This is a genomic window from Bradyrhizobium sp. 137 (assembly GCF_023074095.1).
Taxonomy (GTDB): domain Bacteria; phylum Pseudomonadota; class Alphaproteobacteria; order Rhizobiales; family Xanthobacteraceae; genus Bradyrhizobium.
In genome coordinates this window covers 168664-191793 of record NZ_JADPKU010000067.1, presented here as the reverse complement: position 1 = coordinate 191793, position 23130 = coordinate 168664, and the positions used below count along the sequence as shown (strand labels likewise).

Below are 23130 nucleotides of genomic sequence, written 5' to 3'. Positions count from 1 at the left end.
GTGGGCGAGACGAGATGACGCAGGCACAGCTCGCGCAGGGGACATCGCCCCTGCTCGCGGTTCGCGACGTCAGCGTCGTGTTCGGCGGCATCATCGCGCTCAACGGCGTGTCCTTCGACATGCACAAGGGGCAGATCCTCGGATTGATCGGCCCGAACGGCGCCGGCAAGACCACGCTCTTCAACTGCCTGTCGCGGCTCTACCAGCCGTCGTCCGGCGACATCCTGATGGAAGGCGTCAGCATCCTGTCGCGGCCGCCGCACCGGATCGCCGAGATCGGCATTGGCCGCACCTTCCAGAACGTGGCGCTGTTTCCGAACCTTTCGGTGATGGACAATGTCCGTGTCGGCGCCCATTCAAAGACCTCCAGCGACATCATCAGCGACTCCCTGAGATTGGCCTGGGTCCGGCGCAGCGAGACCAGCGTCAACAACAAGGTGCACGAAATCCTCGCTTATCTCGATCTTGAGGACGTTGCCCACACCGTGGTTTCCGGCCTGCCCTTCGGCACGCAGAAGCGCGTCGAGCTGGCGCGCGCGCTGGCGGCGGACCCGAAGATCCTGCTGCTCGACGAGCCCGCCGGCGGCCTCAATCACGAGGAAGTCCATGTGCTCGGCGACCTCATCCGCCGCATCCGCGACGATCGCCACATGACCGTGCTCCTGGTCGAGCACCACATGGGTCTCGTCATGTCGATCGCCGACCACGTCGTCGCGCTCAATTTCGGCAAGAAGCTCGCGGAAGGCACGCCCGCCCAGGTGCAGGCGGACCCCGACGTCATCAAGGCCTATCTCGGGAGCAAGGACCAATGACGACGCTGCTCAACGTCAAGGACCTGCGTGCCTATTACGGCCAGGTCCAGGCGCTCCATGGCCTGTCCTTCTCGCTGAACGAAGGCTCGCTCGTGACGCTGTTAGGGGCCAACGGCGCCGGCAAGACCACGACGCTGCGCGCGATCTGCAACATGGTGCGCTCGACCGGCGGCATCGAGTTCGACGGCAAGCCGCTGAACAACCGCTCCACCGAGAGCATCGTGCGGTTCGGCATTGCCCATGTGCCGCAGGGCCGCGGCACCTTCACCAACATGACGGTGGAGGAGAACCTCCAGCTCGGCGCCATCACCCGCAAGGACAGCGCCGGCATCGTCTCCGACATCGAGCGCATGTACGCGCATTTCCCGGTGCTGAAGCAGCGGCACACCCAGCAGGCCGGCACACTCTCCGGCGGCGAACAGCAGATGCTCGCGGTCGCCCGCGCGCTGATGCTGCGGCCGCGGCTGATGCTGCTGGACGAGCCCTCCTTCGGTCTCGCGCCGCTGGTGGTGCGCGATTTGTTCGGCATCCTCGGCAAGATCAACCGCGAGGACAAAGTGTCGATCCTGGTGGTCGAGCAGAACGCCCAGCTCGCGCTCGAACTCGCCGACCAGGCCTATGTGATCGAGACCGGCCGCATCGTGATGTCGGGCAAAGCGAAAGACATCGCGAACAACGAAGAAATCCGCAAATCCTATCTGGGTTACTGAGGGAGCGGATGATGGCAACAATGTATCGCTCTGGGTACACCTCTCCCCAACGGAGAGAGGTCGGATTGCGAAGCAATCCGGATGAGGGGGCGCAGCTCCACCGAAAGACCTTAACCCCTCACCCGCGCCTACGGCGCGACCTCTCCCAACGGGAGAGGTGGAGCTTTGATGCCGCCGCATCTCAATCCAAATTGAGCAAGCTTTAAGGAGCCGGGACGATGGAGCTTTTTACCAACCAGGTCCTGGCCGGCATCGCCACCGGTGCCATCTATGCCTGCATGGCGCTGGCCGTTGTCATGATCTACCAGGCCATCGACCATCTCAACTTCGCGCAAGGCGAGATGGCGATGTTCTCGACGTTCATCTCCTGGCAACTGATGCAATGGGGCGTGCCCTATTGGGGTGCCTTTCTGATCACGCTGATCTTCTCGTTCATCGGCGGCATCGCGATCGAACGCATCCTGTTCAAGCCTCTGGCGAAGGCGCCGGTGCTAACCAACGTCGCCGGTTTCATCGCGCTGTTCGCGATCATCAACTCCTCGGCCGGCCTGATTTGGGACTTCACGATCAAGCAGTACCCGACCCCGTTCGGCTCCGCCCCGTTCCTCGGCAGCCAGCTGATCTCGACCCACCAGGCCGGCATGATCGGCGTCACCGTGCTGCTGCTGCTCGGGCTCTATTTCTTCTTCCAGTACACGCGGATCGGCCTTGCCATGCGCGCTGCCGCCTCGGTGCCTGAATCGGCACGCCTCGTCGGCATCAACACCTCCTGGATGATCGCACTGGGCTGGGGCATGGCCTCGGCGATCGGCTCGATCGCCGGCATGCTGATCGCCCCGGTCGTGTTCCTGGAGCCCAACATGATGGGCGGCGTGCTGATCTACGGCTTCGCCGCGGCGGTGCTCGGCGGGCTGACCAGCCCGTTCGGCGCCGTTGTCGGCGGCTTCCTGGTCGGTGTCTTCGAGAATCTCGCCGGCACCTACATTCCCGGCGTCGGCAACGAGCTAAAGCTTCCGATCGCGCTCGCGCTGATCATCTCCGTCCTGGTCGTCAAACCCGCTGGCCTGTTCGGCCGGCACATCGTCAAGCGAGTTTGATCATGAGCGCAGTTGAAGATGTCGTAACGGAAGCCCCTGCCGTCGAGGCCGTTCCGAAACGGGCCATGACGCTGGGCACCGGCACCTCGCTGGTGGTGCTCGCGGCGTTGCTCATCGCGCCCGTCTTCGTCAAGAACTTCATCATCTTCCAGATGACGATGCTCCTGATCTACGGACTTGCGGTGCTGGCACTGAACATCCTGACCGGCGGCTCGGGCCAGTTCTCGCTCGGCCAGAGCGCGTTCTACGCCGTCGGCGCCTACACGACCGCAGTGCTGATGGAGCACTTCAACGTCAATTATGCGCTGACCTTGCCGATTGCCGGCGTGGTCTGCTTCGCCTTCGGCTTCCTGTTCGGGCAGCCGGCGCTGCGGCTTTCCGGGGTCTATCTCGCGCTCGCAACCTTCGCGCTCGCCACCGCGATGCCGCAGCTTCTGAAGCTGAACTTCCTCGAGCACTGGACCGGCGGCGTGCAGGGCCTCGTCGTCACCAAGCCGGACGCGCCGTTCGGCCTGCCGATGTCGCAGGACATGTGGCTGTACTACTTCACGCTCGTGGTCACGATCGCGATCTACATCTTCGCGGTGAACCTCTTGCGCTCCCGCTCGGGCCGCGCCTTCATGGCGATCCGCGACAACGAGATCGCGGCCTCCGCCATGGGCGTGGACGTCGCGCTCTACAAAACGCTGGCCTTTGGCGTCTCCGCGGCCATCACCGGTATCGCCGGCTCACTCGGCGCCATCGCCGTGCAGTTCGTGGCGCCCGACAGCTACACCATCACGCTCGCGATCTCGCTGTTCCTCGGCATGGTCGTCGGCGGCGTCGGCTGGCTGCCCGGCTCGATCGTCGGCGCGGCCTTCATCATCTTCGTGCCGAACATCGCGGAGGGCATCTCCAAGGGCCTCTCAGGTGCGGTATTCGGCGTGCTCCTGTTCCTCGTCATCTACCTCGTGCCGCATGGCGCAAGGCAGGTCGCGATTCTGGGCCAGCAACTCGCCGGCAAGCTCAGAAAGAACTGAATCCCTCTCGTCAAGCCTGTCGTTTTAACCAAGGAGAACGAATTGCATTTTGGAAGAACACTGCGAGCCGCCGCGCTGGTCACGGCAACGGCGGCCATTGCCCTCACCTCCGGCGCTGCACTCGCCCAAAAGAAATACGACACCGGCGCGTCCGATACCGAGATCAAGATCGGCAATATTATGCCGTACAGCGGTCCGGCGTCGGCCTATGGCATCATCGGCAAGACCGAAGAAGCCTATTTCAGGATGATCAACGACAAGGGCGGCATCAACGGCCGCAAGATCAACTTCGTCACCTATGACGACGGCTATTCGCCGCCGAAGGCTGTCGAGCAGGTGCGCAAGCTGGTCGAGAGCGACGAGGTGCTGGTGGTTTTCAATCCGCTCGGCACGCCCTCGAACACGGCGATCCAGAAATATCTCAACGCCAAGAAGATCCCGCAACTGTTCGTCGCAACCGGCGCCACCAAGTGGAACGATCCGAAGAACTTCCCCTGGACCATGGGCTGGCAGCCCTCCTACCAGAGCGAAGCGCAGATCTACGCGAAATGGCTGATGAAGGAGAAGCCGGACGCCAAGGTCGCGATCCTGTACCAGAACGACGATTTCGGCAAAGACTACCTCAAGGGCACCAAGGACGGACTCGGCGCCAAGGCCTCGTCCATGATCATCATGGAAGAGAGCTACGAGGTCTCCGAGCCGTCGATCGACGGCCATATCGTCAAGATCAAGGCCGCCAATCCCGACGTGCTGCTGATCTACACCACGCCGAAGTTCGCAGCCCAGACCATCAAGAAGACCGCCGAGCTCAGCTGGAAGCCGCTCCAGATCCTCACCAACGTGTCGATCTCGGTCGGCAGCGTGATGAAGCCGGCCGGCTTCGAGAATGCCCAGGGCGTGCTGTCTGCCGCCTATGCCAAGGATTCGACCGATCCGCAGTGGGCCAACGATCCCGGCATGAAGAAGTGGAACGAGTTCGTCGACAAGTACATGCCGGGCGCCGACAAGTCGGACACCAGCATGGTCTATGGCTATGGCGCAGCGTCGACACTGGCCAAGGTGCTGGAAATGTGCGGCGACGATCTGACCCGCGCCAACATCATGAAGCAGGCGGCATCGTTGAAGGACTTTGCTCCGGACACGCTGCTGCCCGGTGTCAAGATCAATACCAGCGCTACCGACTTCGCCCCGATTTCGCAGCTTCAGATGCAGCGGTTCAAGGGTGAGAAGTGGGAACTGTTCGGCGAGATCATCAGCGGCGACGTCGCCTCCGAGTGACACGCTGACGCGATAGCCGAGCCCTGAAGAGAGCCCCCGCGAACGATCGCGGGGGCTTTTTGTTGACGGAAGACGCCAATCTTGTTCAATGCGGCGCCGATCCAGCTCGGGGTGGGAGAACCATGACCGCCGTTCGTTTTCAGGTTGCGGCCCTGTCGGCCGCGCTCGCATTGTGCACTGCAATGAGCAGCGAGGCGCTGGCGCAAAAGAAATACGACACCGGCGCGTCCGACACCGAGATCAAGATCGGCAACATCATGCCCTATAGCGGCCCCGCCTCCGCCTATGCCGCAATCGGCAAGACCGAGGAGGCCTATTTCAACAAGATCAATGCCGAGGGTGGCATCAAGGGCCGCAAGATCAAGTTCATCTCCTATGACGACGCCTATTCGCCGCCGAAGACGGTGGAGCAGGCGCGCAAGCTGGTCGAGAACGACGGCGTGCTGCTGATCTTCGGCTCGCTCGGTACCTCCACCAACAGTGCAATCCGCAAATACATGAACGAGAAAAAGGTGCCGCAATTGTTCGTGGCGAGCGGCGCCTCGAAGTGGAACGATCCCAAGCAATATCCATGGACCATGGGCTGGCAGCCGAGCTACACGAGCGAAGCGCGGATCTACGCCAAGTACATCATGAAAGAGAAGCCGGACGGAAAGATAGGCCTGCTCTATCAGAACGACGATTTCGGCAAGGACTATCTGAAGGGGCTGAAGGAAGGGCTCGGCAGCAAGGCCTCGATGATCGTGCTGGAAGAGGCCTATGACACGTCGGAGCCGACGGTCGACGAGCACGTCGTGAAACTGAAGGCTGCCGGCGCCGACATCTTCATCAGCATCACCAGCCCGAAATTCGCCGCGCAGGGGATCAAGAAGGCGGCGGAGATCAATTGGCATCCAATGCAGATCATCTCCAACGTTTCGGCCTCGGTCGGCGGCGTGCTGGAGCCGGCAGGCCTCGAGATCTCGCAAGGCGTCCTGTCGGCGAGCTACACCAAGGACGGCTCCGACCCGCAATGGAACGCCGATGACGGCATGAAGAAGTTCTACAACTTCCTCGCCCAGTACAACCCCAAGGCCAACAAGCTGGATGCCGGCGTGGTGTTCGGCTATGCCGCCGCGCACACCATGGTGAAGGTGCTGCAAATGTGCGGCGACGATCTCACCCGCGAGAACGTCATGAAGCAGGCCGCAAGCCTGAAGGATTTCGAACCCGATACGCTGTTGCCTGGCATCAAGATCAACACCGCGCCGGACGATTTCGCCCCGATCGAGCAGCTCCAGATGATGCGCTTCAAGGGCAAGAAGTGGGAGCTGTTCGGCGATATCCTCTCCAGCGAGATCGGACACTGAGCGCTGTAGCGCGGCAATTCAAAATAGCCTGTGCTTTCCAAAACAACCTGTGCGCAGCTGATTGACGGCGCATCCCATCTCGCGCGCCGGAATATTTCGCATCCCCTCAAAAAAAGAGCTCCCCGCTGCGACAGCTCCGGCGGGGCGTTCTCCTTGCTGGCCGCCCGGGAAGGGTATTCAATGTGTGCCGAAGCGACGCGCAACGATCGCTTCCAATCAAGAACACGGCACATTCAAACCTACCTAGGGAGATCAAGATGCCTGCAATGCATGTGCGATTGGGGGCCTTCTCGGCTGCCCTCGTGCTGGCTGCAACCCTGTCCACGACAGCGTCCGCGCAGAAGAAATACGACACCGGTGCATCCGACACCGAAATCAAGATCGGCAACATCATGCCCTACAGCGGACCGGCCTCCGCCTACGGCGTGATTGGCAAGACGGAGGAAGCTTTTTTTCGCAAGATCAACGCCGAAGGCGGCATCAACGGCCGCAAGATCAACTTCATCACCTATGACGACGGCTACTCGCCGCCGAAGACGGTGGAGCAGGCGCGCAAGCTGGTCGAGAGCGACGAGGTGCTGCTCATCTTCAACTCGCTCGGCACGCCGCCGAACTCGGCGATCCAGAAATACATGAACCAGAAGAAGGTGCCTCAACTCTTTGTCGCCACCGGCGCCACCAAGTGGAACGATCCGCAGAACTTTCCCTGGACGATGGGCTGGCAGCCGAACTACCAGAGCGAGACCATCATCTACGCCAAATACATCCTGAAGAACAAACCGGACGCCAAGATCGCGGTGCTCTATCAGAACGACGACTACGGCAAGGACTATTTGAAGGGCTTCAAGGACGGGCTGGGCGCCAAGGCGGCTTCGATGATCGTCATCGAGGACAGCTATGAGATTTCCGAGCCGACCATCGACTCGCACATCGTGAGACTGAAAGCCTCGGGCGCCGACGTGTTCATGAACATCACCACGCCGAAATTCGCGGCGCAGGCGATCAAGAAAAACGCCGAGCTCGGCTGGAAGCCGCTACATTTCCTCAACAACGTCTCGGGCTCGATCGGCAGCGTGATCAAGCCGGCCGGCTTCGAGAACGCGCAGGACATCATCTCGTCGCAATATTTTAAGGACCCGACCGACGCGCAATGGAAGAGCGACCCGGCGATGATCGCCTGGAACGAGTTCCTGGATAAGTACTATCCGGAAGCGAACCGCGCCGACGCTTCAGTCATGTATGCCTACATCGTGAGCCAGGGGCTCGTTCACGTGCTCAAGGCCTGCGGTGACAATCTGACCCGCGAGAACGTCATGAAGCAGGCCGCCAGCATCAAGGACTATGAGCCTGGCGGCCTATTGCCGGGCATCAAGGTCAACACCTCGCCCACCGATTTCGCACCCCTCTCGCAGCTGCAACTGATCCGCTTCAAAGGCGAGCATTGGGAGCGATTTGGCGAGATCCTGAGCGGCGACGTCGGCGGCTAACCTTAACCAGTCGCTAAAGATGTAACCCCGATCGACTAAAGACGAAGCCTCTGCGGCCTTGCCGCAGGGGCTTTTCCTTGAAGCTCTCCGACAAATCGTATTGAATTGCGGCAGCGTCACCAAAACAATCAAGCCAAGAAGAAGGACGCGCACACCAAGAAAATAGGGAGATAGGAATGCCCGCTGTCACCGGCAAATTTGCGGCCGCGTCATTGGCGCTCGCGCTCATTGCGACCTCCGCCTCCACTGCATCGGCCCAGAAAAAATACGATACCGGCGCGACCGACACCGAGATCAAGATCGGCAACATCATGCCCTACAGCGGACCGGCCTCCGCCTATGGCATCATCGGGCGGACCGAAGCCGCCTATTTCAAGAAGATCAATGACGAGGGCGGCATCAACGGCCGCAAGATCAATTTCATCAGCTATGACGACGCCTACTCGCCGCCAAAGACGGTGGAGCAGGCGCGCAAGCTGGTCGAGAGCGACGAGGTGTTGCTCATCTTCAACTCGCTCGGCACGCCGCCGAACTCGGCGATCCAGAAATACATGAACTCGAAGAAGGTGCCACAGCTGTTCGTCGCCACCGGCGCCACCAAGTGGAACGATCCGCAGAACTTTCCCTGGACGATGGGCTGGCAGCCCAATTACCAGAGCGAGACGCAGATCTACGCGAAGTACATCCTGAAGGAGATGCCGAACGCGAAGATTGCCGTTCTGTTTCAGAACGACGATTACGGCAAGGACTATCTCAAGGGCCTGAAGGACGGGCTTGGTTCGAAGGCCGCGAACATGATCGTGGCCGAGGAAAGCTACGAGACGTCGGAACCGACCATTGACAATCACATCGTCAAGCTGAAGGCGACGGGCGCCGATGTCTTCGTCAACATCACCACGCCGAAATTTGCGGCGCAGGCCATCAAGAAGAACGCCGAGATCGGCTGGAAACCGACCCACTTCCTCAACAACGTCTCGGCCTCGGTCGGAAGCGTGATCAAGCCGGCAGGCTTCGAAAACGCGCAGGGTATCATCTCGGCGGCCTATCTGAAGGACACCACAGACACGCAATGGGCCAACGACGCCGGGATGAAAGCATTTCTTGATTTCATGACGAAATACTTCCCCGAAGGCGACAAGACCGACGGCGGCACCATCGTCGGCTACGGCGTTGCGCAGACGCTGGTCCAGGTCCTGAAGAACTGCGGTGACGAGCTGACGCGCGCGAATGTCATGAAACAGGCGGCCAGCCTGAAGGATTTCCGCACCGAGGTGCTGCTGCCCGGCATCAAGATCAACACCTCGCCGACCGATTTCGCGCCGATCAGTTCGCTGCAGCTGCAGCGCTTCAAGGGCGAGCGCTGGGAGCTGTTCGGCGACGTGATCAACGCTGAAGCCGGCGGCTAGCCCTCTGAAACAGATGACGAGAACACCCCCTGCGCGGCTCGCGCAGGGGTTTTTGCTTGCGCGCCGATAATGATCACGCGATTGCATAATCGAATGATGGCAGTGCCCGCTTACGCTTTGGCGCCCGATGCGGTAGGCAGGGGAGCGGCGGTATCGCCGCCATCGCTTCGCCCGAGACCCTGCCCAAGGCCTTCGTCATGACCGACCGCCGTCCCCTGCTCCGCGCACTCTACGACGCTGCCGTTGCTGCCGCCCATCCCAACGTCGTGCTGGCGCCGCACCTGCGGCCGGCGCCCAACGGACGGGTGATCTGCCTCGCCGCCGGCAAGGGCGCAGGCGCCATGGCCGCGGCCGCGGAGCGGCACTATCTCGACACCTTGAAGCTCGCGCCGGAGCGCCTCGTCGGCATCGCCACCACACGCCATGGCTATGGCGTGCCGACGCGCCGCATTCGCGTGGTCGAGGCCGGCCATCCCGTGCCTGACGAGGCTGGCCTCAAGGGTGCGGCCGACACGCTCGCGCTCGCGGGCGAGGCTGGGCCGGACGATCTGCTCCTGGTGCTACTCACCGGCGGCGGCTCGGCGAACTGGATCGCGCCGGTGGACGGCATCAGCTTCGCGCAGAAGCAGGCGGTCAACAAGGCGCTGCTGCGCTCGGGCGCGCCGATCGGTGAGATGAATACGGTCAGGAAACATCTGTCGCGGATCAAGGGCGGCCGGCTGGCGCGCGCCGGCAAAAATGCCGCCGAGATCGTCACGCTGGCGATCTCCGATGTGCCGCACGACGACCCTTCCGCGATCGCCTCCGGCCCGACCGTCCCGGATCCGACCACGCTTTCAGATGCACGTGCGATCGTGGCGAAATACAAACTCGACATCGACGACGCCGTGCGCCGCGCGCTGGATGATCCCGCCAATGAAAGCTGCAAGCCCGATGACGCCGCCTTCGCGCGCGCGCATTTCGAGCTGATCGCGCGGCCCAAGCAGTCGCTCGACGCGGCGGTGAAGCTGGCGCGCGAGTCCGGTTACGAGACCATCGACCTCGGCGCCGATCTCGAAGGCGAGGCCCGCGAGGTCGCTGCCGACCACGCCAAGCTCGCGCTGCAAGCGCGCGCGCAAGGCAGGCGCGTCGCGATCCTCTCCGGCGGTGAGCTTACGGTGACCGTGCGTGGCCAGGGGCGCGGCGGACCGAACCAGGAATACGCGCTGGCGCTCGCGGGCCTCTTGAAGGACGCGGCTGGCATCTCGGCGCTGGCCGGCGACACCGACGGCGCCGATGGCGGCGCCGGCCATCCCACCGACCCCGCCGGCGCGCTGATCGACGCGGCCACGTTCGCCAAGATGAAGGCGCAGGGGCTTAAGCCAGAGGCCTATCTCGACAACAACGACGCGACCACGTTCTTCGAGGCCACCGGCGATCTGCTACAGCCCGGCCCGACGCTGACCAATGTGAACGATATCCGCGTGATCCTGGTGGATTGAGGTCGCTCTCCACACTGCGCTGTCATTCCCCGCCACCGGGTCTCGCCTTCGGCGAGCCCGATGACAAGCTCCGGCGGGCAATCCAGTACGCCGCGGCTTCTCGATTTAGCCACGCCGGCTCTGGAATACTGGATCGCCCGGTCCCGGCTACGCTAAAGCTTCGCCGGGCTCTTCGGCGTTGGGCCGGCGAAGCGTTAGCGAAGACGGCAAGCCGGGCGATGACAGCGGAGAATGTGGCTTGGGCTTGCCACGAGACGGCTCGGTACGCGGTCCTGCCGCCCCTCAAAACTCGTTGGCGATCTTCGCGAGCATCGCGAGCAGGGTTTCGCGGTTGGCCTGCCCGAGCAGGTCGTTCAGCCGCGCCTCGTGCTTGGTGGCGACGAGCTTCTTGGCGCGGGTCAGCACGGCCTTGCCCTTGTCGGTCAGGACCAGGATGTGCGAGCGGCGGTCGTTGGTGGAGCGGATCCGCGCGCAAAGGTCGCGGCTTTCGAGATTGTCGAGCATGGCCACGAAATTCGGCCGGAGAATGCCGAGGGTGGAGGCGATCTCGGTCTGGTTACGGCCCGGATTCTTCTCGACCAGCAGCAGCACCGAGAATTGCGCCGGCGTGAGCTGGAGCGTGGCCATGCAACGCAAAAAATTCTCGAACACCTTGAGCTGTGCCCGCTTCAAGACGTAGCCAAGCTGCTCTGAGAGCTCGCCGAGCTGGAGCGCCTCGGGCTGAGCCTCGGCCGCGTCCTTGCGGCCCTTGGCCATGTCGGCCGGCTTTTCGGAGGACTTTTCAGCAGTTTTGGAAACGGTCATCGCCTCTTGCTCGTAATCCCGCTAAATTCGGCCCGATCGCCCGCGCCACGCTTGAGATTATATTTGATAATTGTTATGGACCATATCAAATATCGCCAGCGTTTTTCAATGGCTGTGAGCGGACCGTCCACCACAATGGGGGGACCGGTCCGTAATCTTTAGGGGGAGCGTCCGGTCTTGAATACCACCATCATGCTGTTCCTGGTGCAGGACGGCATCACTAATGGCGCGATCTATGCGCTGCTCGGCCTGGCGCTGGTGCTGGTGTTCGCCGTCACCCGCGTCATCCTCATTCCCCAGGGCGAATTCGTCACCTATGGCGCGCTGACCTATGCCTCGCTGGCGGCGGGCCAGATGCCGGGCACGGCAAAACTCGCGCTGGCGCTGGGCATCGGCGCCTTCGTCTTCGATCTGTTCGTGGCGCGCAAGGCGCTGCACGGGCGGCTGATCCTGCGCAGCGTCGTTGCCAACATCGTGCTGCCGGCGATCGTGCTGGCGCTGACCGTTTACTTCACCGCCCAGAAGCCGCCGGTGGCAATCTGCATCGCGCTATCGCTGGTGATCGTGGCGATGATCGGCCTGTATCTCTACCGGATCGCCTTCCAACCGCTGGCGCACACCTCCGTGCTGGTGCTGCTGATCGCAGCGGTGGGCGTGCACCTCGCGCTCCAGGGGCTGGGCCTTTTGTTCTTCGGCGCCGAAGGCCAGCGCGGACCGGCCGTGCTGTCCGGCGCCTTCACCGCGGGCGCGCTGCGCTTCACCGGCCAGAGCATCACCGTCTACGCCATCACCATTGCCTTCATCATCGGTCTCTGGCTGTTCTTCGGGCTGACACTCTACGGCAAGGCGCTGCGCGCCACCGCCGTCAACCGGTTAGGGGCACGGCTCGCCGGCATCCGCACCACGCTGTCAGGGCAGATCGCCTTCCTGCTGGCGTCCGTCATCGGCGCGCTGTCGGGCATCCTGATCGTGCCGATCACGACGCTCTACTACGACTCCGGCTTCCTGATCGGCCTGAAGGGCTTCGTCGCCGCGATCATCGGCGGCCTCGTCAGCTATCCCTTAACGGCCGTCGCGGCGCTGGTCGTCGGCATCGTCGAGGCGTTCTCGTCCTTCTATGCTTCCAACTACAAGGAGGTGATCGTTTTCATGCTCTTGATCCCGGTGCTGCTGCTGCGCTCGCTCGCCGCGCCCGCGGTCGAGGAAGAGAAGGACTGACGCGCGATGCAGAGCCGGCTTCCCATCCTCATCTTCGCGCTTGTCATGGCGGCGATCCCGTTTGTGCCCGGCATGCCGCCGTTCTGGATCGTGCTGCTCGACAATATCGGCCTTGCCGCCCTCGTCGCGATGGGCCTCGTGCTGCTGACCGGCGTCGGCGGTCTGACCTCGTTCGGGCAAGCGGCGTTCGTCGGCTTCGGCGCCTACACCACCGCGGTGCTGTCGACGAGCTACGGCCTGTCGCCCTGGCTGACGCTGCCGTTGTCGCTCGTGGTCAGCGGATCGCTCGCGGTGCTGCTCGGGCTGATCACCGTCCGCCTCTCCGGTCATTACCTGCCGCTCGGCACGCTCGCCTGGGGACTCGGCCTGTTCTACCTCTTCAGCAAGCTGGAGTTTCTCGGCCGCAACGACGGCATCTCGGCGATCCCACCGCTGTCGATCGGCGCGTTCAAAATGCTCTCTCCCGGGTCGATCTATTACGCGATCTGGGTCGCCGTCATCGTCTCGGCCCTGCTGACGATGAACCTCTTGGACTCACGCACCGGCCGCGCCATCCGCGCGCTCCGGCGCGGCCATGTCGCGGCGGAAGCCTTCGGCGTGCACACGCCGCGCGCCAAGCTGCTGGTGTTCATCCATGCCGCGGTGCTGGCCGGCCTCTCCGGCTGGCTCTACGCGCATCTTCAGCGCGCGGTGAACCCGACGCCGTTCGGCGCCCAGGCCGGCATCGAATATCTCTTCATCGCGGTCGTCGGCGGCGCCGGCTATGTCTGGGGCGGCGTGCTCGGCGCGGCGATCGTCGTGGTGCTGAAGGAGGTGCTGCAAAGCTATCTGCCGCTGATCCTGCCCGGCTCCGGCCAGGTCGAGACCATCGTGTTCGGCATCATGCTGGTGGCGCTGCTGCAGCTCGCGCCCGGCGGCCTCTGGCCCTGGTTGATGTCGTTCCTGCCCGAGCGCACCAGCGGCGGGAAGCCTGATACCTCGTTGAAGCTCGAATCACGCGCTCGCGCTGCGGGCCCATCCGGCATTCTGCTCCAGGTCGAAAAAGCGAGAAAACAGTTCGGCGGCGTAGTCGCCGTCAACAACGTCTCCTTCGACGTCCAGGCCCGCGAGATCGTCGCGCTGATCGGCCCGAACGGCGCCGGCAAGAGCACGACGTTCAACCTGATCACCGGCGTGCTGTCGGCGACCTCGGGCTCGATCTCGGTGCTCGGCAACAAGGTCGACAAGGCGCCGCCGCAGGAGATCGTCAAGCTCGGCATCTCCCGCACCTTCCAGCACGTCAAGCTCGTCCCCGACATGACGGTGCTGGAGAACGTCGCGATCGGCGCGCATCTGCGCGGCCATTCGGGGCCGATCGCCTCGATGCTGCGGCTCGACCGTGCCGACGAGGCCAAGCTGCTTGCCGAGGCCGCCCGCCAGATCGAGCGTGTCGGCCTTGCCGAGCAGATGCACCAGCTTGCAGGCTCGCTGTCGCTGGGACAGCAGCGCATCGTCGAGATCGCCCGCGCGCTCTGCGTCGATCCGATGCTGCTGCTGCTCGACGAGCCCGCCGCCGGCCTGCGCCATATGGAGAAGCAACGGCTCGCGACCCTGCTGCGCGACTTGCGCGACGGCGGCATGAGCGTGCTGCTGGTCGAGCACGACATGGGTTTCGTGATGAACCTCGCCGACCGCATCGTGGTGCTTGATTTCGGCACCAAGATCGCAGAGGGAACACCCGCGACGATCAAGAGCGATCCCGAAGTGATCAAGGCCTATCTCGGAGTGGCGGCATGAGCGCGCTGTTGTCCGTCACCGACGCACATGTCGCCTATGGCAAGGTCGAGGCCGTGCGCTCGGTCTCGCTCGAGGTTGGGGCCAACCAGATCGTCACCATCGTCGGCGCCAACGGCGCCGGCAAGACCACGCTGCTCTCGGCCATTATGGGCATTTTGCCGCTCATGGGCCGAGTCGCCTTTGCGGGCCAGGATCTGGCGCAGCTCGATATCGAGGACCGCGTCGCGATGGGCCTCGGCCTCGTTCCCGAGCACCGCGAATTGTTCGTGACCATGAATGTCGAGGACAATCTCGAGCTGGGCGCCTTCCGCATCGAGCGACGCAGGGCGAAAGCCTCGATGGAGCGGGTCTACGCCCTATTTCCGCGGTTGAAGGAGCGGCGCAAGCAGCTCGCCGGCACGCTCTCCGGCGGCGAGCAACAGATGCTCGCGATGGGCCGTGCGCTGATGGGCGAGCCGAAGCTCCTGATGTTGGACGAGCCGAGCCTCGGCCTCGCCCCGATCATCGTCGCCGACATTTTCCGCATCGTCACCGAGCTCCGCGCCAGCGGCGTCTCCGTCCTGCTGGTCGAGCAGAACGCGCAGGCCGCCCTGAAGATCGCGGACCAGGCTTATGTGATGGAGCTCGGCGAGTTCGCGCTCAGCGGCAAGGCCAGCGACATCGCGGCAAACGAGCGCGTCGCCGCCAGCTATCTTGGCTTCCAGCACGAAGGCGAGAGTGCGATCTAGATTCGAGGGGCTTCGGCATACTTGCTGTCATCGCCCGCGAAGTGTTTAGACCGGACACATCACTGACAGGTGTTCGGAGACATAGCTGACACATCAAGATGGCTGGAGTGGTCGATTCGGGAGGCCGTCCATGCCCTGGAACCAGGTGTCGGTAATGGATCAGCGACGCGAGTTTTGTGCGGCTTGCTTTGCAGGAAGGAGCGAACCGGCGGGAGTTGTGTCGGCGGTTCGGGATCAGTCCTGATGTGGGTTACAAATGGTTGAAGCGTTGGCAGGCTGGAGACCATGAACTGGCGGATCAGTCCCGCCGGCCTAAGAGGATGCCCAAGCGGAGCGTGCCTGAGATCGAGGCGCGGGTTCTTGCCGTGCGTGACAAGCATCCGGCCTGGGGCGCGCGCAAGATTGCCCATTGCCTGAAGCGCGAAGGCCCGACCGTGCCGGTGCCCTCCACGGTGCATCAGATCCTGTGCCGGAACGAGCGGATCAAGCCGAGCCAAAAGGCCGCGCCGAGCCCTTCAGGCCACCGGTTCGAAAAGGACGCACCCAATCAGCTCTGGCAGATGGATTTCAAGGGCCACACGCCGCTTACCGACGAGAGGCGTTGCCATCCGCGGCTCCTTCGGCTGACTGCCACGTCAGATGAGGCTTGTTCACGCAGGTCAGCTTGATACTAGCTGGCATTACCTCGGAACATCTTCACAAATGCTTCGAGTTCCTTCACGTTCAGATCTGAAATTGCGATGTAGGATCGCTCACGGTCTGACCATCTGACCATATTGAAGCCATTCTCAGTGCGCAACTCGAATGGCACGTCCAGGTGATGATGCACGGAGATTTCGGTCAGACTGATCACGTGCTCGCGTCTGCGATATACCAGGGTCGACAACGGAGTCCTGCCGACGACATCAACGCGTCCGCCGAGAAGTTCGAAGCCTTGAGCAGCAAGATCAACGACCGTTGGCGATTGCGTGATCCGACCGTTGAACCAGGGCTTGACGGTGTGCTTGTCCGAGGAAACGACATCAGTGGGCCGTGCTGCCATTAGCGAGCGGAGATGGCCGTCGAAGAGTTCGGCTACGACGATATCCCGCTGCGCGGTCCCGCGGAGTGCGATTCCCGTCAAGGTGCTTGAGAGGGCAGCTACGACCAAGATCGAGGCTGCCATCTTGGCCCAACTGGGCGTTCGTTGTCTCGTTTGAAGCCCAAAGGTGGCCTCGAGCCGCGATCGGAGCCGCGGCGGAAGCGGCTCCGGCGGGAATTTCTCTGCAAGCACTTTCTTCAAGGCACCAACTTCATCTGCGAGCTTCCGCAAGTCGGGGTCGCTTGCGATCTTGCGCTCGACTGCGAGCGCCACCGTGACGTCGAGTTCTCCGTCGAGATAGGCGTGAATGAGATGCACGTCATTGTCGTCGGAGAGTGTCATGAGCATCTCTCCTCCTTCATTCCTGCAATCAGCTTCTGGCGGGCTCGCGCAAGCCTCGACATCACGGTTCCGATCGGACTACCCGTGATGTCAGCGATGTCGCGATATTCGAGCCCCTGGATATCTCGCAAGACCAGTACTTCCCTGAATTCCGGCGGCAGGGCCGCGATGAACATTTCAAGTTTCGCCGCCTCGGCCGCGGCAATAAGCGCTGCTTCCGGTGATCCTGACGCATCCAGTTCACCTCCCCGCTCGGCAATGGAGCGATCACCCTCGCTCAGTTCGTCAAGGCTGACCAAAGCCGCGGCCTTTTTTTCCCTGAGTAAGGTGAAGGCAGTATTCCTCACTATCGTCAGCAGCCAGGCGCGTGCATTCGGTCCCGAAAACCGCGGCAATGCGCGAAACGCCCTGATGCACGCCTCCTGGACGACGTCCTCGGCGTCTGCACGGTTATGCGTGAGCCAGCGCGCAAACGCATGCGCGTCGGCGAGATAGGGCGCTACGACAGTCGCGAATTTCTTCCTGTCGTCGTTGGGGTTCAAGCTCATCCCCTGCCTAATCAACTCAAATATGGAACCAATTATTCCCGGTCTGCGGAAAAATAGGGGACGCTCGCTGCAGCGTTCTTCAAAGGACAAGCAGCCTCGCAACTCGGAGTACCGGCCGCAGCGGCAGCCAACCTCATTCGAATGGACTATTCCGCTGCAAGTGAGGCGTCGCAAGCAGATTGCCACATCTCGCCGCTGCAGGGCTCTTGCTGGACAAAAGCGGGCGCTTGCCTGAATCGCGACGAACGGCCTACCCGGCACTTGAATCTAACGGCACAACTGGACTCGAAGACGCCGTTGTTTATTCCCAAGCCCCGGCGAAAAAGATTTCTGGTGGCCACCGGGAATTTTTCCGCACCGGGCCAAGTTGACTGAACATCGGTACACTTGGGCAATTCCAGCATTCGCTCAAAGGGGCACCAATGGCGGCGATTAGAGGAATCGCGCGAACAGACATGGACGTGCTGTTGTGGTCCAACCCCCAACACTATGATCCTGACATCTGTCAGCTCGACATTCGGCAGCTTCCATTGGTGCAGGCATTCTTGTCCACGCTCGATGCTGAGACCCGCTGCCGCCGGTTTGGCGTGCCGGTCTCTGACGCGGTGCTTGATCTTCATGCGATCAGCGCACTCGACAATGCTGCGCTCATGCTCGGAATCTTCTCCGAACAGAGGCTTCGCGGGATGCTGGAGCTCTATCGGCGTGGCGGCTCCGACGTGATGGAGCTTCTGATGGTGGTAGAGCGAGGATCGCGTCGGCGTGGAATGGGCAGCCGCCTGCTGAATGCGTCGATGCTTCACGCCTTGAATATGGATGCTCGGAGCGTTGATCTTATCTACGCGAGCGACAACTGGCCGATGCGAAGACTTGTGCAAAGGGCGGGAGCCAGGATCGATCTTGCCTTTGGCACATTCCGTGCCCGGATCGATCTTGCGCAGAGGCCAACGATCGCAAGACATTTGGGAACTCCCATTGCCGATGATTTGCCGGCAATTCGAAGAGCTACGTGAAAGACAAATTTGGCCTCTTCTGCTCCCGAGCCTTATGAGCTGGTTCACAGAAAAGCGCAGGATACTCGGATATTTGGAGTGCAGACATGACTTTGGCAGATTACTCGTTTGGCGCATTCGCATTTTTGAACACAGCGAGACTGTTGGGCTATTTTCCCCAGATCGTGCGCGTCCACCGCGACAGCAATGGCGCCAAGGCAGTTTCAGTCTTTACCTGGCTGCTGTTCTCCGCCGCAAACATAGCGACTGTAAGCTACGCCATGATCGTCTCGCATGACGCTGCGATGGCGACCATTTTCGCGCTTAACACGCTCGGATGTCTGACCATTGTCGGTCTGACGATGTGGAGGCGAGCAGGGATCCGCAAGACGGGGGCCGATGATGGAGCGTCAAATGAGAGAATATTTGGAGCCTCAACGGAGAAAGTACCTCTACGAGCTAAGTCCCAAGGACCGCAGATTTTGGCGGAGATGGCAGATTGGCTGGTCGTTGGCCTACTCCGCCGTTCTGCTCGCTCTCATCGGCGTAGGATACCTTCTGCCTGGACCCACGAACACTGAAGTCATGCAACTTAATTCGCCAGGACAGCACATCCGCATCGTGCGATTTGGCGGATTGAATTGAAGTCGCGCGCTAAACTTCGAACCAGCGTTCCGCGCGAACCCACATCGCCGCTCCATTCGGCATGCGACCACTGTGTTTCTCAACGGGGAGTAATTGACATGACGATAGCAGATCGCATCCAAAACACTTCCTCCGATTTAACGGCTCGCAGTTACGATGGATTGATCCTGCTTGGATATGCCGCGTTCGCGGTGCTTGCGCTCGCTGCGATTTACCTCGCCGCAGAAAGTCCAGGTCTGGCCAGCGGCGATCTTGTGGCGGCGGCAGTCATGCCATGAATTGAATCATCGAGCTCGCGGTCGATCGATTGGAGCTTTGGCTGGGGAAGCTCAAACATGCAAATGGTCAAGCAGGAGCACGCCTTGAAAGCACTCTTGGCGGTCGCAGTCCGCGCGATAAAAACTCCTGCTTGAGCTCGAATAAGAACATCGCCTCCTGGCAATTTCGCGCATTTGATGCACATGGCGAGTGTATGTGCTTGCACGTTGGACTCGCGCCTCGCCGTTTGCTTCACGAGCGACGAATACTCCCCGATCGTCGCCTGTCGGTACTCCTCCACCAGAATCGTGCACTGCATATGCACGCCCTGTATAGCTGCGGCGCTGGCTCCGCAAAATCACTGCGAGTTGCAATCGCGGAGCACCCCGTTCTCCCGGCAAGCGAGGACAGGCGAAAAGCTCAGCTTGCCTTCTCGCTCTTCAACGCCGCAACCTCCGCTTCCAGCTCCGCAATCCTCGCGTCCCTCGCCGCCAGCGCAGCGGCCACATCCGCCGCATCGAACTTCTGCGGGATGTGCTGCGGGCAGTTGGTGTCCCACGCCGCGATCTTGAACAGGATCACCTGCTCCGGCCGCGCGCGATAGCCCTTCGGCATCAGCGACGCGATCAGCGCCTCGTCGTCCTCGACGACGCGCGCCTCACCCCAGATCTTCACCCGGCGGCGATGGGCGTAGTCCATCATGAAGATGTAGGCCTTGGGATTCTCCGAGAGATTACCCTGGGTGATGAACTGCTGGTTGCCGGCATAGTCGGTGAAGGCGAGCGTCTGCTTGTCGAGCACCTTGAGAAATCCCTTCGGGCCGCCGCGGTGCTGGATGTAGGGCTGGCCGTCCGCCGAGGCAGTGGCGAAGTAGAAGCTGTTGGCCTCAGTGAGGAACGCCGCGAGGTTGTCGTCGACCTCGGTGCGCCAGCCGCGCTGCTCGGCGCGGGCATAGGCCTCTCGCGAGCCCTTGCGCGCCTGAATCGCCTTCACCGCCGGCGAAAAGGCGACGTCGCTGGCATAGGTGTGGGCTGCTGTCATCGGAACGTCTCCTGAAATTCCGGCGCATTCTTCCGTCTTTCGCCAGCTAAGATGGACTTGCCAACGCCCAGAACAATCTAGCCGCTTGACACTTCACCGTTGCAATATATGCAATAATGCCATGGATCGCTTGGAAGCCATGCACGTCTTCGTCACCGTCGCCGATTTGCGCGGCTTCGCGCCGGCGGCGCGCAAGCTGCGCCTATCGCCCTCGGCAGTGACGCGGCTGATCGCTGCGCTGGAGGAACATCTCGGTGCGCGACTGTTGCAGCGGACCACGCGACAGGTGACGCTGACCGACGTCGGCACCCGCTATCTCGAGCGCGCCCGCCGCATCCTCGCCGACGTCGAGGAGGCCGACGGCTCGGCGCGGCAAGAGCGCAGCCGGCCGAGCGGACGTCTCGTGGTGTCGGCGCCGGTCGGCTTTGGCCGGCTTCATGTCGGACCGGTCATGACCGCCTACCTCAAGCGCTATCCCGAAGTCACAGCCGAATTGCGGCTGTCCGACAACCTCGTCAATCTCGTGGAAGACGCCATCGATGCCGCCGTCCGCATCGGCCATCTCGCAGACTCTTCACTCGTCGCGCGCCAGGTCGGCGAGATGCGGCGGATCGTGGTGGCCGCACCCGGCTATCTCAAACGTCACGGCGAACCCAGGACGCCGGAGGCCCTCGTCTCGCACCAGACCATCCAGTTCGGCCCTTGGTCCGCATGGCGCTTCCTGCGCGACGGCCGCGACATCGAGGTGACGCCGGCCCCCCGCTTTATTAGCAACAGCGCCGACGCGGCGCTGCAATATGCCGAGGCCGGCGGCGGCCTGACGCGGGTGCTGGCCTATCAGGCCGCCGAAGGACTGCAGCGCGAGCGGCTCAAAATCGTGCTGGCGAAATATGAGCAGCCGGCACTGCCGATCCACATCGTCTATCCGACCTCGCGCCTGCTCTCGGCCAAGGTGCGCGCCTTCATCGATCTCGTGGTGGAGACGACGCAATGGAGGTTCGGATGATGATGATGACTGTCATTCCGGGGCGGTCCGCAGGGCCGAACCCGGAATCTCGAGATTCCGGGTTCTCGCTTCGCGAGCCCCGGAATGACGGTCATCCCTCTTCGGCACCACGCGGAACGTCCCGCTCGCCCGCGCGATCACGGTATCGTCGGCCTTGATCAGGCACTGTGCGAAGCAGATCGTCTTGCCGGTCTTGATCACGTCGCTCTCGATCGAACACCAATGGCCGATCTCGGCGGAGCCGACGAAATCGACCGAGAGCGAGACCGTCACGAACGACGTGGTCCAGCCCGTCGCCTGCGCGCAGCTATAGCCCATGGCATTGTCAGCGAGCGCGGTGATGAGGCCGCCATGGATCAGGCCGCGGCCGTTGGTGTGCGGCTTCGCCAGCCGCAGGCCGATGATGACGGCCTTGTCGGTCTTCTTCGCGTAGAGCGGCTCCCAGGGCTCGGTGAGAGGGCTCTTGCGAAAGAGCGGCTCGAAGCCAGCGGGGATATCGGGTGCGGTCATGGCTGTCTCGCGTTGCTGATCGTTGGCATTGAACGCGATGGACGTGACGAACGCATCACCTACAAAGTTTTAAACGGGATTTGCGCGGGCGTTTGAAACGATCCCGCCCTCACTGCGAGGAGCCTTGCGACGAAGCAATCCAGACTGCCTCCGCGGAGAAATTTCTGGATTGCTTCGCTTCCGCCTTCGCTCTTCGAGCTACGGCGGACAAGTCGCGCGCAATGACGATGTGGACGCACCGTCCTAGAACGGCAGCCCCACATAATTCTCCGACAGCGACGTCATCGCGGCCTGCGAGTGCGTGACGTAATCGAGCTCGGCGAGCTGGATTCGAGCGCCGATGGTGCCGGTGTCAGGGAATTTGTGCAGCATCGAGGTCATCCACCAGGAGAAGCGCACGGCCTTCCAGACCCGCGCCAGCGCCTTGGCGGAGTAGGCGTCGATCCCGGCGCTGGATTTCTCGTCATAGAATTCGCGCAGCGCGCTCGACAGGTAATGCGCGTCGCTCGCGGCGAGGTTCAGCCCCTTGGCCCCGGTCGGCGGCACGATGTGCGCGGCATCGCCGCACAAGAACATCCGGCCAAAGCGCATCGGCTCGGCGACGAAGCTGCGCAGGGGCGCGATGCTCTTCTCGATCGAAGGACCGGTGACGAGGCTATCGGCCGCCTCCTGGTCGAGCCGGCGCTTCAATTCGTCCCAGAAACGCTCGTCCGGCCATTGGTCGACATGGTCCTCGAGCGAGCACTGCACATAGTAGCGGCTGCGCCTGGTCGAGCGCATGGTGCACAGCGCAAAGCCGCGCGCGTGATTGGAATAGATCAGCTCGTGGCTGACCGGGGGCGTTTCGGACAAAATGCCGAGCCAGCCGAACGGATAGACCCGCTCGAATTCCTCGACCGCCGTGGCCGGGACACTGGCGCGGCTGACGCCGTGAAAGCCGTCGCAGCCGGCGATAAAATCGCAATCGATCGTGTGGGTGACGCCGTCCTTGACATAGGTGACGCGCGGGTGAGCACCGTCGAAATCATGCGGCTGCACGTCTCTGGCCTCGTACACCGAAATGAGACCTGCGGCCTTGCGCGCATTCATCAGGTCGAGCGTGACCTCGGTTTGGCCGTAGATCATCACCGTCTTGCCAGTCGTGGCCTTCATGTCGATGCGGTGACGGCGGCCGGAGAACGCGAGTTCGATGCCCTCATGCACCAGGCCTTCGGCATGTGCCCGCGATCCGGCGCCGATCTGGTTGAGCAGCGCGACGGTGCCCTCCTCGAGCAGGCCGGCGCGAATGCGGCCGAGCACATAGTCTGGGGTCTGCCGTTCCAGAATGACATTGTCGATGCCATATGTGTGCAGCAGTTGCCCAAGCAACAATCCGGCCGGTCCTGCCCCGATGATTGCGACTTTTGTCCGCAATACTTGCTCCTTCCGATGCTGTAGGCTTTCGTCGCGGCCTGCTTGTCGCGGCGGCCGGCTGGCGATAATTATATCATATAATCGTTGAGCAAAAGGGGAGCGGTCGTCGCCGCAGCGCGACAAATCCAT

General features: G+C 62.2%; 21 protein-coding genes and 2 pseudogenes. 17 read left to right on the top strand and 6 right to left on the bottom strand.

The window, feature by feature from the left end; all coding sequences use genetic code 11:
- Nucleotides 1-14 precede the first annotated feature (14 nt).
- The 9 genes from IVA78_RS22010 to IVA78_RS21970 all read left to right on the top strand — a co-directional run bounded on the left by IVA78_RS22010 (nt 15) and on the right by IVA78_RS21970 (nt 10639).
- Complete coding sequence (locus tag IVA78_RS22010; RefSeq protein ID WP_247277871.1) at nt 15-812, top strand: ABC transporter ATP-binding protein; 798 nt, start codon at nt 15-17, stop codon at nt 810-812.
- Complete coding sequence (locus IVA78_RS22005; protein WP_247277872.1) at nt 809-1522, top strand: ABC transporter ATP-binding protein; 714 nt, start codon at nt 809-811, stop codon at nt 1520-1522. Before IVA78_RS22010 ends, IVA78_RS22005 begins: the two co-directional genes overlap by 4 nt.
- A 218-nt stretch (nt 1523-1740) precedes the next feature.
- Nucleotides 1741-2619 (top strand): branched-chain amino acid ABC transporter permease, encoded by an 879-nt coding sequence (locus tag IVA78_RS22000; RefSeq protein WP_247277873.1) that lies wholly within the window; start codon nt 1741-1743, stop codon nt 2617-2619.
- Between the two features lie 2 nt (nt 2620-2621).
- The gene (locus IVA78_RS21995; RefSeq protein ID WP_247417227.1) at nt 2622-3638 is read left to right on the top strand and encodes a branched-chain amino acid ABC transporter permease; all 1017 of its coding nucleotides are present in this window, start codon (nt 2622-2624) and stop codon (nt 3636-3638) included.
- Between the two features lie 42 nt (nt 3639-3680).
- Entirely contained in the window at nt 3681-4916 is a 1236-nt protein-coding gene (locus IVA78_RS21990; protein WP_247277875.1) for an ABC transporter substrate-binding protein, read from the top strand.
- A 122-nt stretch (nt 4917-5038) separates the two neighbouring features.
- Entirely contained in the window at nt 5039-6265 is a 1227-nt protein-coding gene (locus tag IVA78_RS21985) for an ABC transporter substrate-binding protein (protein ID WP_247467802.1), read from the top strand.
- 257 nt (nt 6266-6522) lie between these two features.
- Complete coding sequence (locus tag IVA78_RS21980; protein ID WP_247467799.1) at nt 6523-7752, top strand: ABC transporter substrate-binding protein; 1230 nt, start codon at nt 6523-6525, stop codon at nt 7750-7752.
- A gap of 176 nt (nt 7753-7928) precedes the next feature.
- Nucleotides 7929-9158: an ABC transporter substrate-binding protein gene (locus IVA78_RS21975; protein WP_247467796.1), complete on the top strand. Its 1230-nt coding sequence runs from the start codon at nt 7929-7931 to the stop codon at nt 9156-9158.
- 197 nt (nt 9159-9355) lie between these two features.
- Nucleotides 9356-10639 carry a glycerate kinase gene (locus tag IVA78_RS21970; protein ID WP_247467793.1) on the top strand — a complete coding sequence of 428 codons (1284 nt, stop codon included), beginning with the start codon at nt 9356-9358 and terminating at the stop codon, nt 10637-10639.
- Nucleotides 10640-10921: 282 nt separating this feature from the next.
- Here the strand turns inward: IVA78_RS21970 and IVA78_RS21965 are convergent, their stop codons facing one another.
- On the bottom strand, nt 10922-11443 hold the full coding sequence (locus IVA78_RS21965) for a MarR family transcriptional regulator (RefSeq protein WP_247277880.1): 522 nt from the start codon (nt 11441-11443) through the stop codon (nt 10922-10924).
- Nucleotides 11444-11620: 177 nt separating this feature from the next.
- Here IVA78_RS21965 and IVA78_RS21960 point away from each other — a divergent pair, with 177 nt between their 5' ends.
- The 4 genes and pseudogenes from IVA78_RS21960 to IVA78_RS21945 form a co-directional block, all read left to right on the top strand.
- Entirely contained in the window at nt 11621-12661 is a 1041-nt protein-coding gene (locus IVA78_RS21960; RefSeq protein WP_247467790.1) for a branched-chain amino acid ABC transporter permease, read from the top strand.
- 6 nt (nt 12662-12667) lie between these two features.
- Nucleotides 12668-14437: a branched-chain amino acid ABC transporter ATP-binding protein/permease gene (locus tag IVA78_RS21955; protein ID WP_247467787.1), complete on the top strand. Its 1770-nt coding sequence runs from the start codon at nt 12668-12670 to the stop codon at nt 14435-14437.
- The gene (locus IVA78_RS21950) at nt 14434-15165 is read left to right on the top strand and encodes an ABC transporter ATP-binding protein (protein ID WP_247467784.1); all 732 of its coding nucleotides are present in this window, start codon (nt 14434-14436) and stop codon (nt 15163-15165) included. Before IVA78_RS21955 ends, IVA78_RS21950 begins: the two co-directional genes overlap by 4 nt.
- A 130-nt stretch (nt 15166-15295) precedes the next feature.
- A pseudogene (locus IVA78_RS21945) lies at nt 15296-15740 on the top strand (helix-turn-helix domain-containing protein); the annotation flags it as partial.
- A gap of 95 nt (nt 15741-15835) precedes the next feature.
- Here the strand turns inward: IVA78_RS21945 and IVA78_RS21940 are convergent.
- Both IVA78_RS21940 and IVA78_RS21935 read right to left on the bottom strand, forming a co-directional pair.
- Entirely contained in the window at nt 15836-16588 is a 753-nt protein-coding gene (locus IVA78_RS21940; RefSeq protein ID WP_247467779.1) for an anti-sigma factor, read from the bottom strand.
- A complete protein-coding gene (locus IVA78_RS21935) occupies nt 16585-17130 on the bottom strand; it encodes a sigma-70 family RNA polymerase sigma factor (RefSeq protein ID WP_247467775.1) in 546 nt (181 codons plus the stop codon). Before IVA78_RS21935 ends, IVA78_RS21940 begins: the two co-directional genes overlap by 4 nt.
- Before the next feature lie 461 nt (nt 17131-17591).
- Here IVA78_RS21935 and IVA78_RS21930 point away from each other — a divergent pair, with 461 nt between their 5' ends.
- From IVA78_RS21930 to IVA78_RS21920, 3 genes are all read left to right on the top strand, one after another.
- Nucleotides 17592-18149: a GNAT family N-acetyltransferase gene (locus tag IVA78_RS21930; protein WP_247467772.1), complete on the top strand. Its 558-nt coding sequence runs from the start codon at nt 17592-17594 to the stop codon at nt 18147-18149.
- A gap of 86 nt (nt 18150-18235) precedes the next feature.
- Nucleotides 18236-18709, top strand: coding sequence for a hypothetical protein (locus tag IVA78_RS21925; protein WP_247467769.1), 474 nt, complete (start codon nt 18236-18238; stop codon nt 18707-18709).
- Between the two features lie 162 nt (nt 18710-18871).
- The gene (locus tag IVA78_RS21920; RefSeq protein WP_247277887.1) at nt 18872-19051 is read left to right on the top strand and encodes a hypothetical protein; all 180 of its coding nucleotides are present in this window, start codon (nt 18872-18874) and stop codon (nt 19049-19051) included.
- A 400-nt stretch (nt 19052-19451) separates the two neighbouring features.
- Here the strand turns inward: IVA78_RS21920 and IVA78_RS21915 are convergent, their stop codons facing one another.
- On the bottom strand, nt 19452-20072 hold the full coding sequence (locus tag IVA78_RS21915; protein ID WP_247277888.1) for a pyridoxamine 5'-phosphate oxidase family protein: 621 nt from the start codon (nt 20070-20072) through the stop codon (nt 19452-19454).
- A 121-nt stretch (nt 20073-20193) separates the two neighbouring features.
- Here IVA78_RS21915 and IVA78_RS21910 point away from each other — a divergent pair, with 121 nt between their 5' ends.
- Nucleotides 20194-21078, top strand: coding sequence for a LysR family transcriptional regulator (locus IVA78_RS21910; protein ID WP_247467765.1), 885 nt, complete (start codon nt 20194-20196; stop codon nt 21076-21078).
- A 96-nt stretch (nt 21079-21174) separates the two neighbouring features.
- Here the strand turns inward: IVA78_RS21910 and IVA78_RS21905 are convergent.
- Nucleotides 21175-21588, bottom strand: a pseudogene (locus IVA78_RS21905) (PaaI family thioesterase); the annotation flags it as partial.
- Nucleotides 21589-21831: 243 nt separating this feature from the next.
- Nucleotides 21832-23001: a 4-hydroxybenzoate 3-monooxygenase gene (gene pobA / locus IVA78_RS21900; protein ID WP_247467762.1), complete on the bottom strand. Its 1170-nt coding sequence runs from the start codon at nt 22999-23001 to the stop codon at nt 21832-21834.
- Nucleotides 23002-23130: the final 129 nt, after the last annotated feature.

Bases quoted from the DNA above. Each gene is read 5' to 3' on its own strand.
- IVA78_RS21955 (WP_247467787.1), top strand. From the start codon at position 12,668: ATGCAGAGCCGGCTTCCCATCCTCATCTTCGCGCTTGTCATGGCGGCG.
- IVA78_RS21975 (WP_247467796.1), top strand. From the start codon at position 7,929: ATGCCCGCTGTCACCGGCAAATTTGCGGCCGCGTCATTGGCGCTCGCG.
- IVA78_RS21970 (WP_247467793.1), top strand. From the start codon at position 9,356: ATGACCGACCGCCGTCCCCTGCTCCGCGCACTCTACGACGCTGCCGTT.
- IVA78_RS22005 (WP_247277872.1), top strand. From the start codon at position 809: ATGACGACGCTGCTCAACGTCAAGGACCTGCGTGCCTATTACGGCCAG.
- IVA78_RS21995 (WP_247417227.1), top strand. From the start codon at position 2,622: ATGAGCGCAGTTGAAGATGTCGTAACGGAAGCCCCTGCCGTCGAGGCC.
- IVA78_RS21980 (WP_247467799.1), top strand. From the start codon at position 6,523: ATGCCTGCAATGCATGTGCGATTGGGGGCCTTCTCGGCTGCCCTCGTG.
- IVA78_RS21965 (WP_247277880.1), bottom strand. From the start codon at position 11,443: ATGACCGTTTCCAAAACTGCTGAAAAGTCCTCCGAAAAGCCGGCCGAC.
- IVA78_RS21930 (WP_247467772.1), top strand. From the start codon at position 17,592: ATGGACGTGCTGTTGTGGTCCAACCCCCAACACTATGATCCTGACATC.
- IVA78_RS21925 (WP_247467769.1), top strand. From the start codon at position 18,236: ATGACTTTGGCAGATTACTCGTTTGGCGCATTCGCATTTTTGAACACA.
- IVA78_RS21950 (WP_247467784.1), top strand. From the start codon at position 14,434: ATGAGCGCGCTGTTGTCCGTCACCGACGCACATGTCGCCTATGGCAAG.
- IVA78_RS21920 (WP_247277887.1), top strand. From the start codon at position 18,872: ATGACGATAGCAGATCGCATCCAAAACACTTCCTCCGATTTAACGGCT.
- IVA78_RS21915 (WP_247277888.1), bottom strand. From the start codon at position 20,072: ATGACAGCAGCCCACACCTATGCCAGCGACGTCGCCTTTTCGCCGGCG.
- IVA78_RS22010 (WP_247277871.1), top strand. From the start codon at position 15: ATGACGCAGGCACAGCTCGCGCAGGGGACATCGCCCCTGCTCGCGGTT.
- IVA78_RS21985 (WP_247467802.1), top strand. From the start codon at position 5,039: ATGACCGCCGTTCGTTTTCAGGTTGCGGCCCTGTCGGCCGCGCTCGCA.
- IVA78_RS21940 (WP_247467779.1), bottom strand. From the start codon at position 16,588: ATGACACTCTCCGACGACAATGACGTGCATCTCATTCACGCCTATCTC.
- IVA78_RS22000 (WP_247277873.1), top strand. From the start codon at position 1,741: ATGGAGCTTTTTACCAACCAGGTCCTGGCCGGCATCGCCACCGGTGCC.
- IVA78_RS21910 (WP_247467765.1), top strand. From the start codon at position 20,194: ATGGATCGCTTGGAAGCCATGCACGTCTTCGTCACCGTCGCCGATTTG.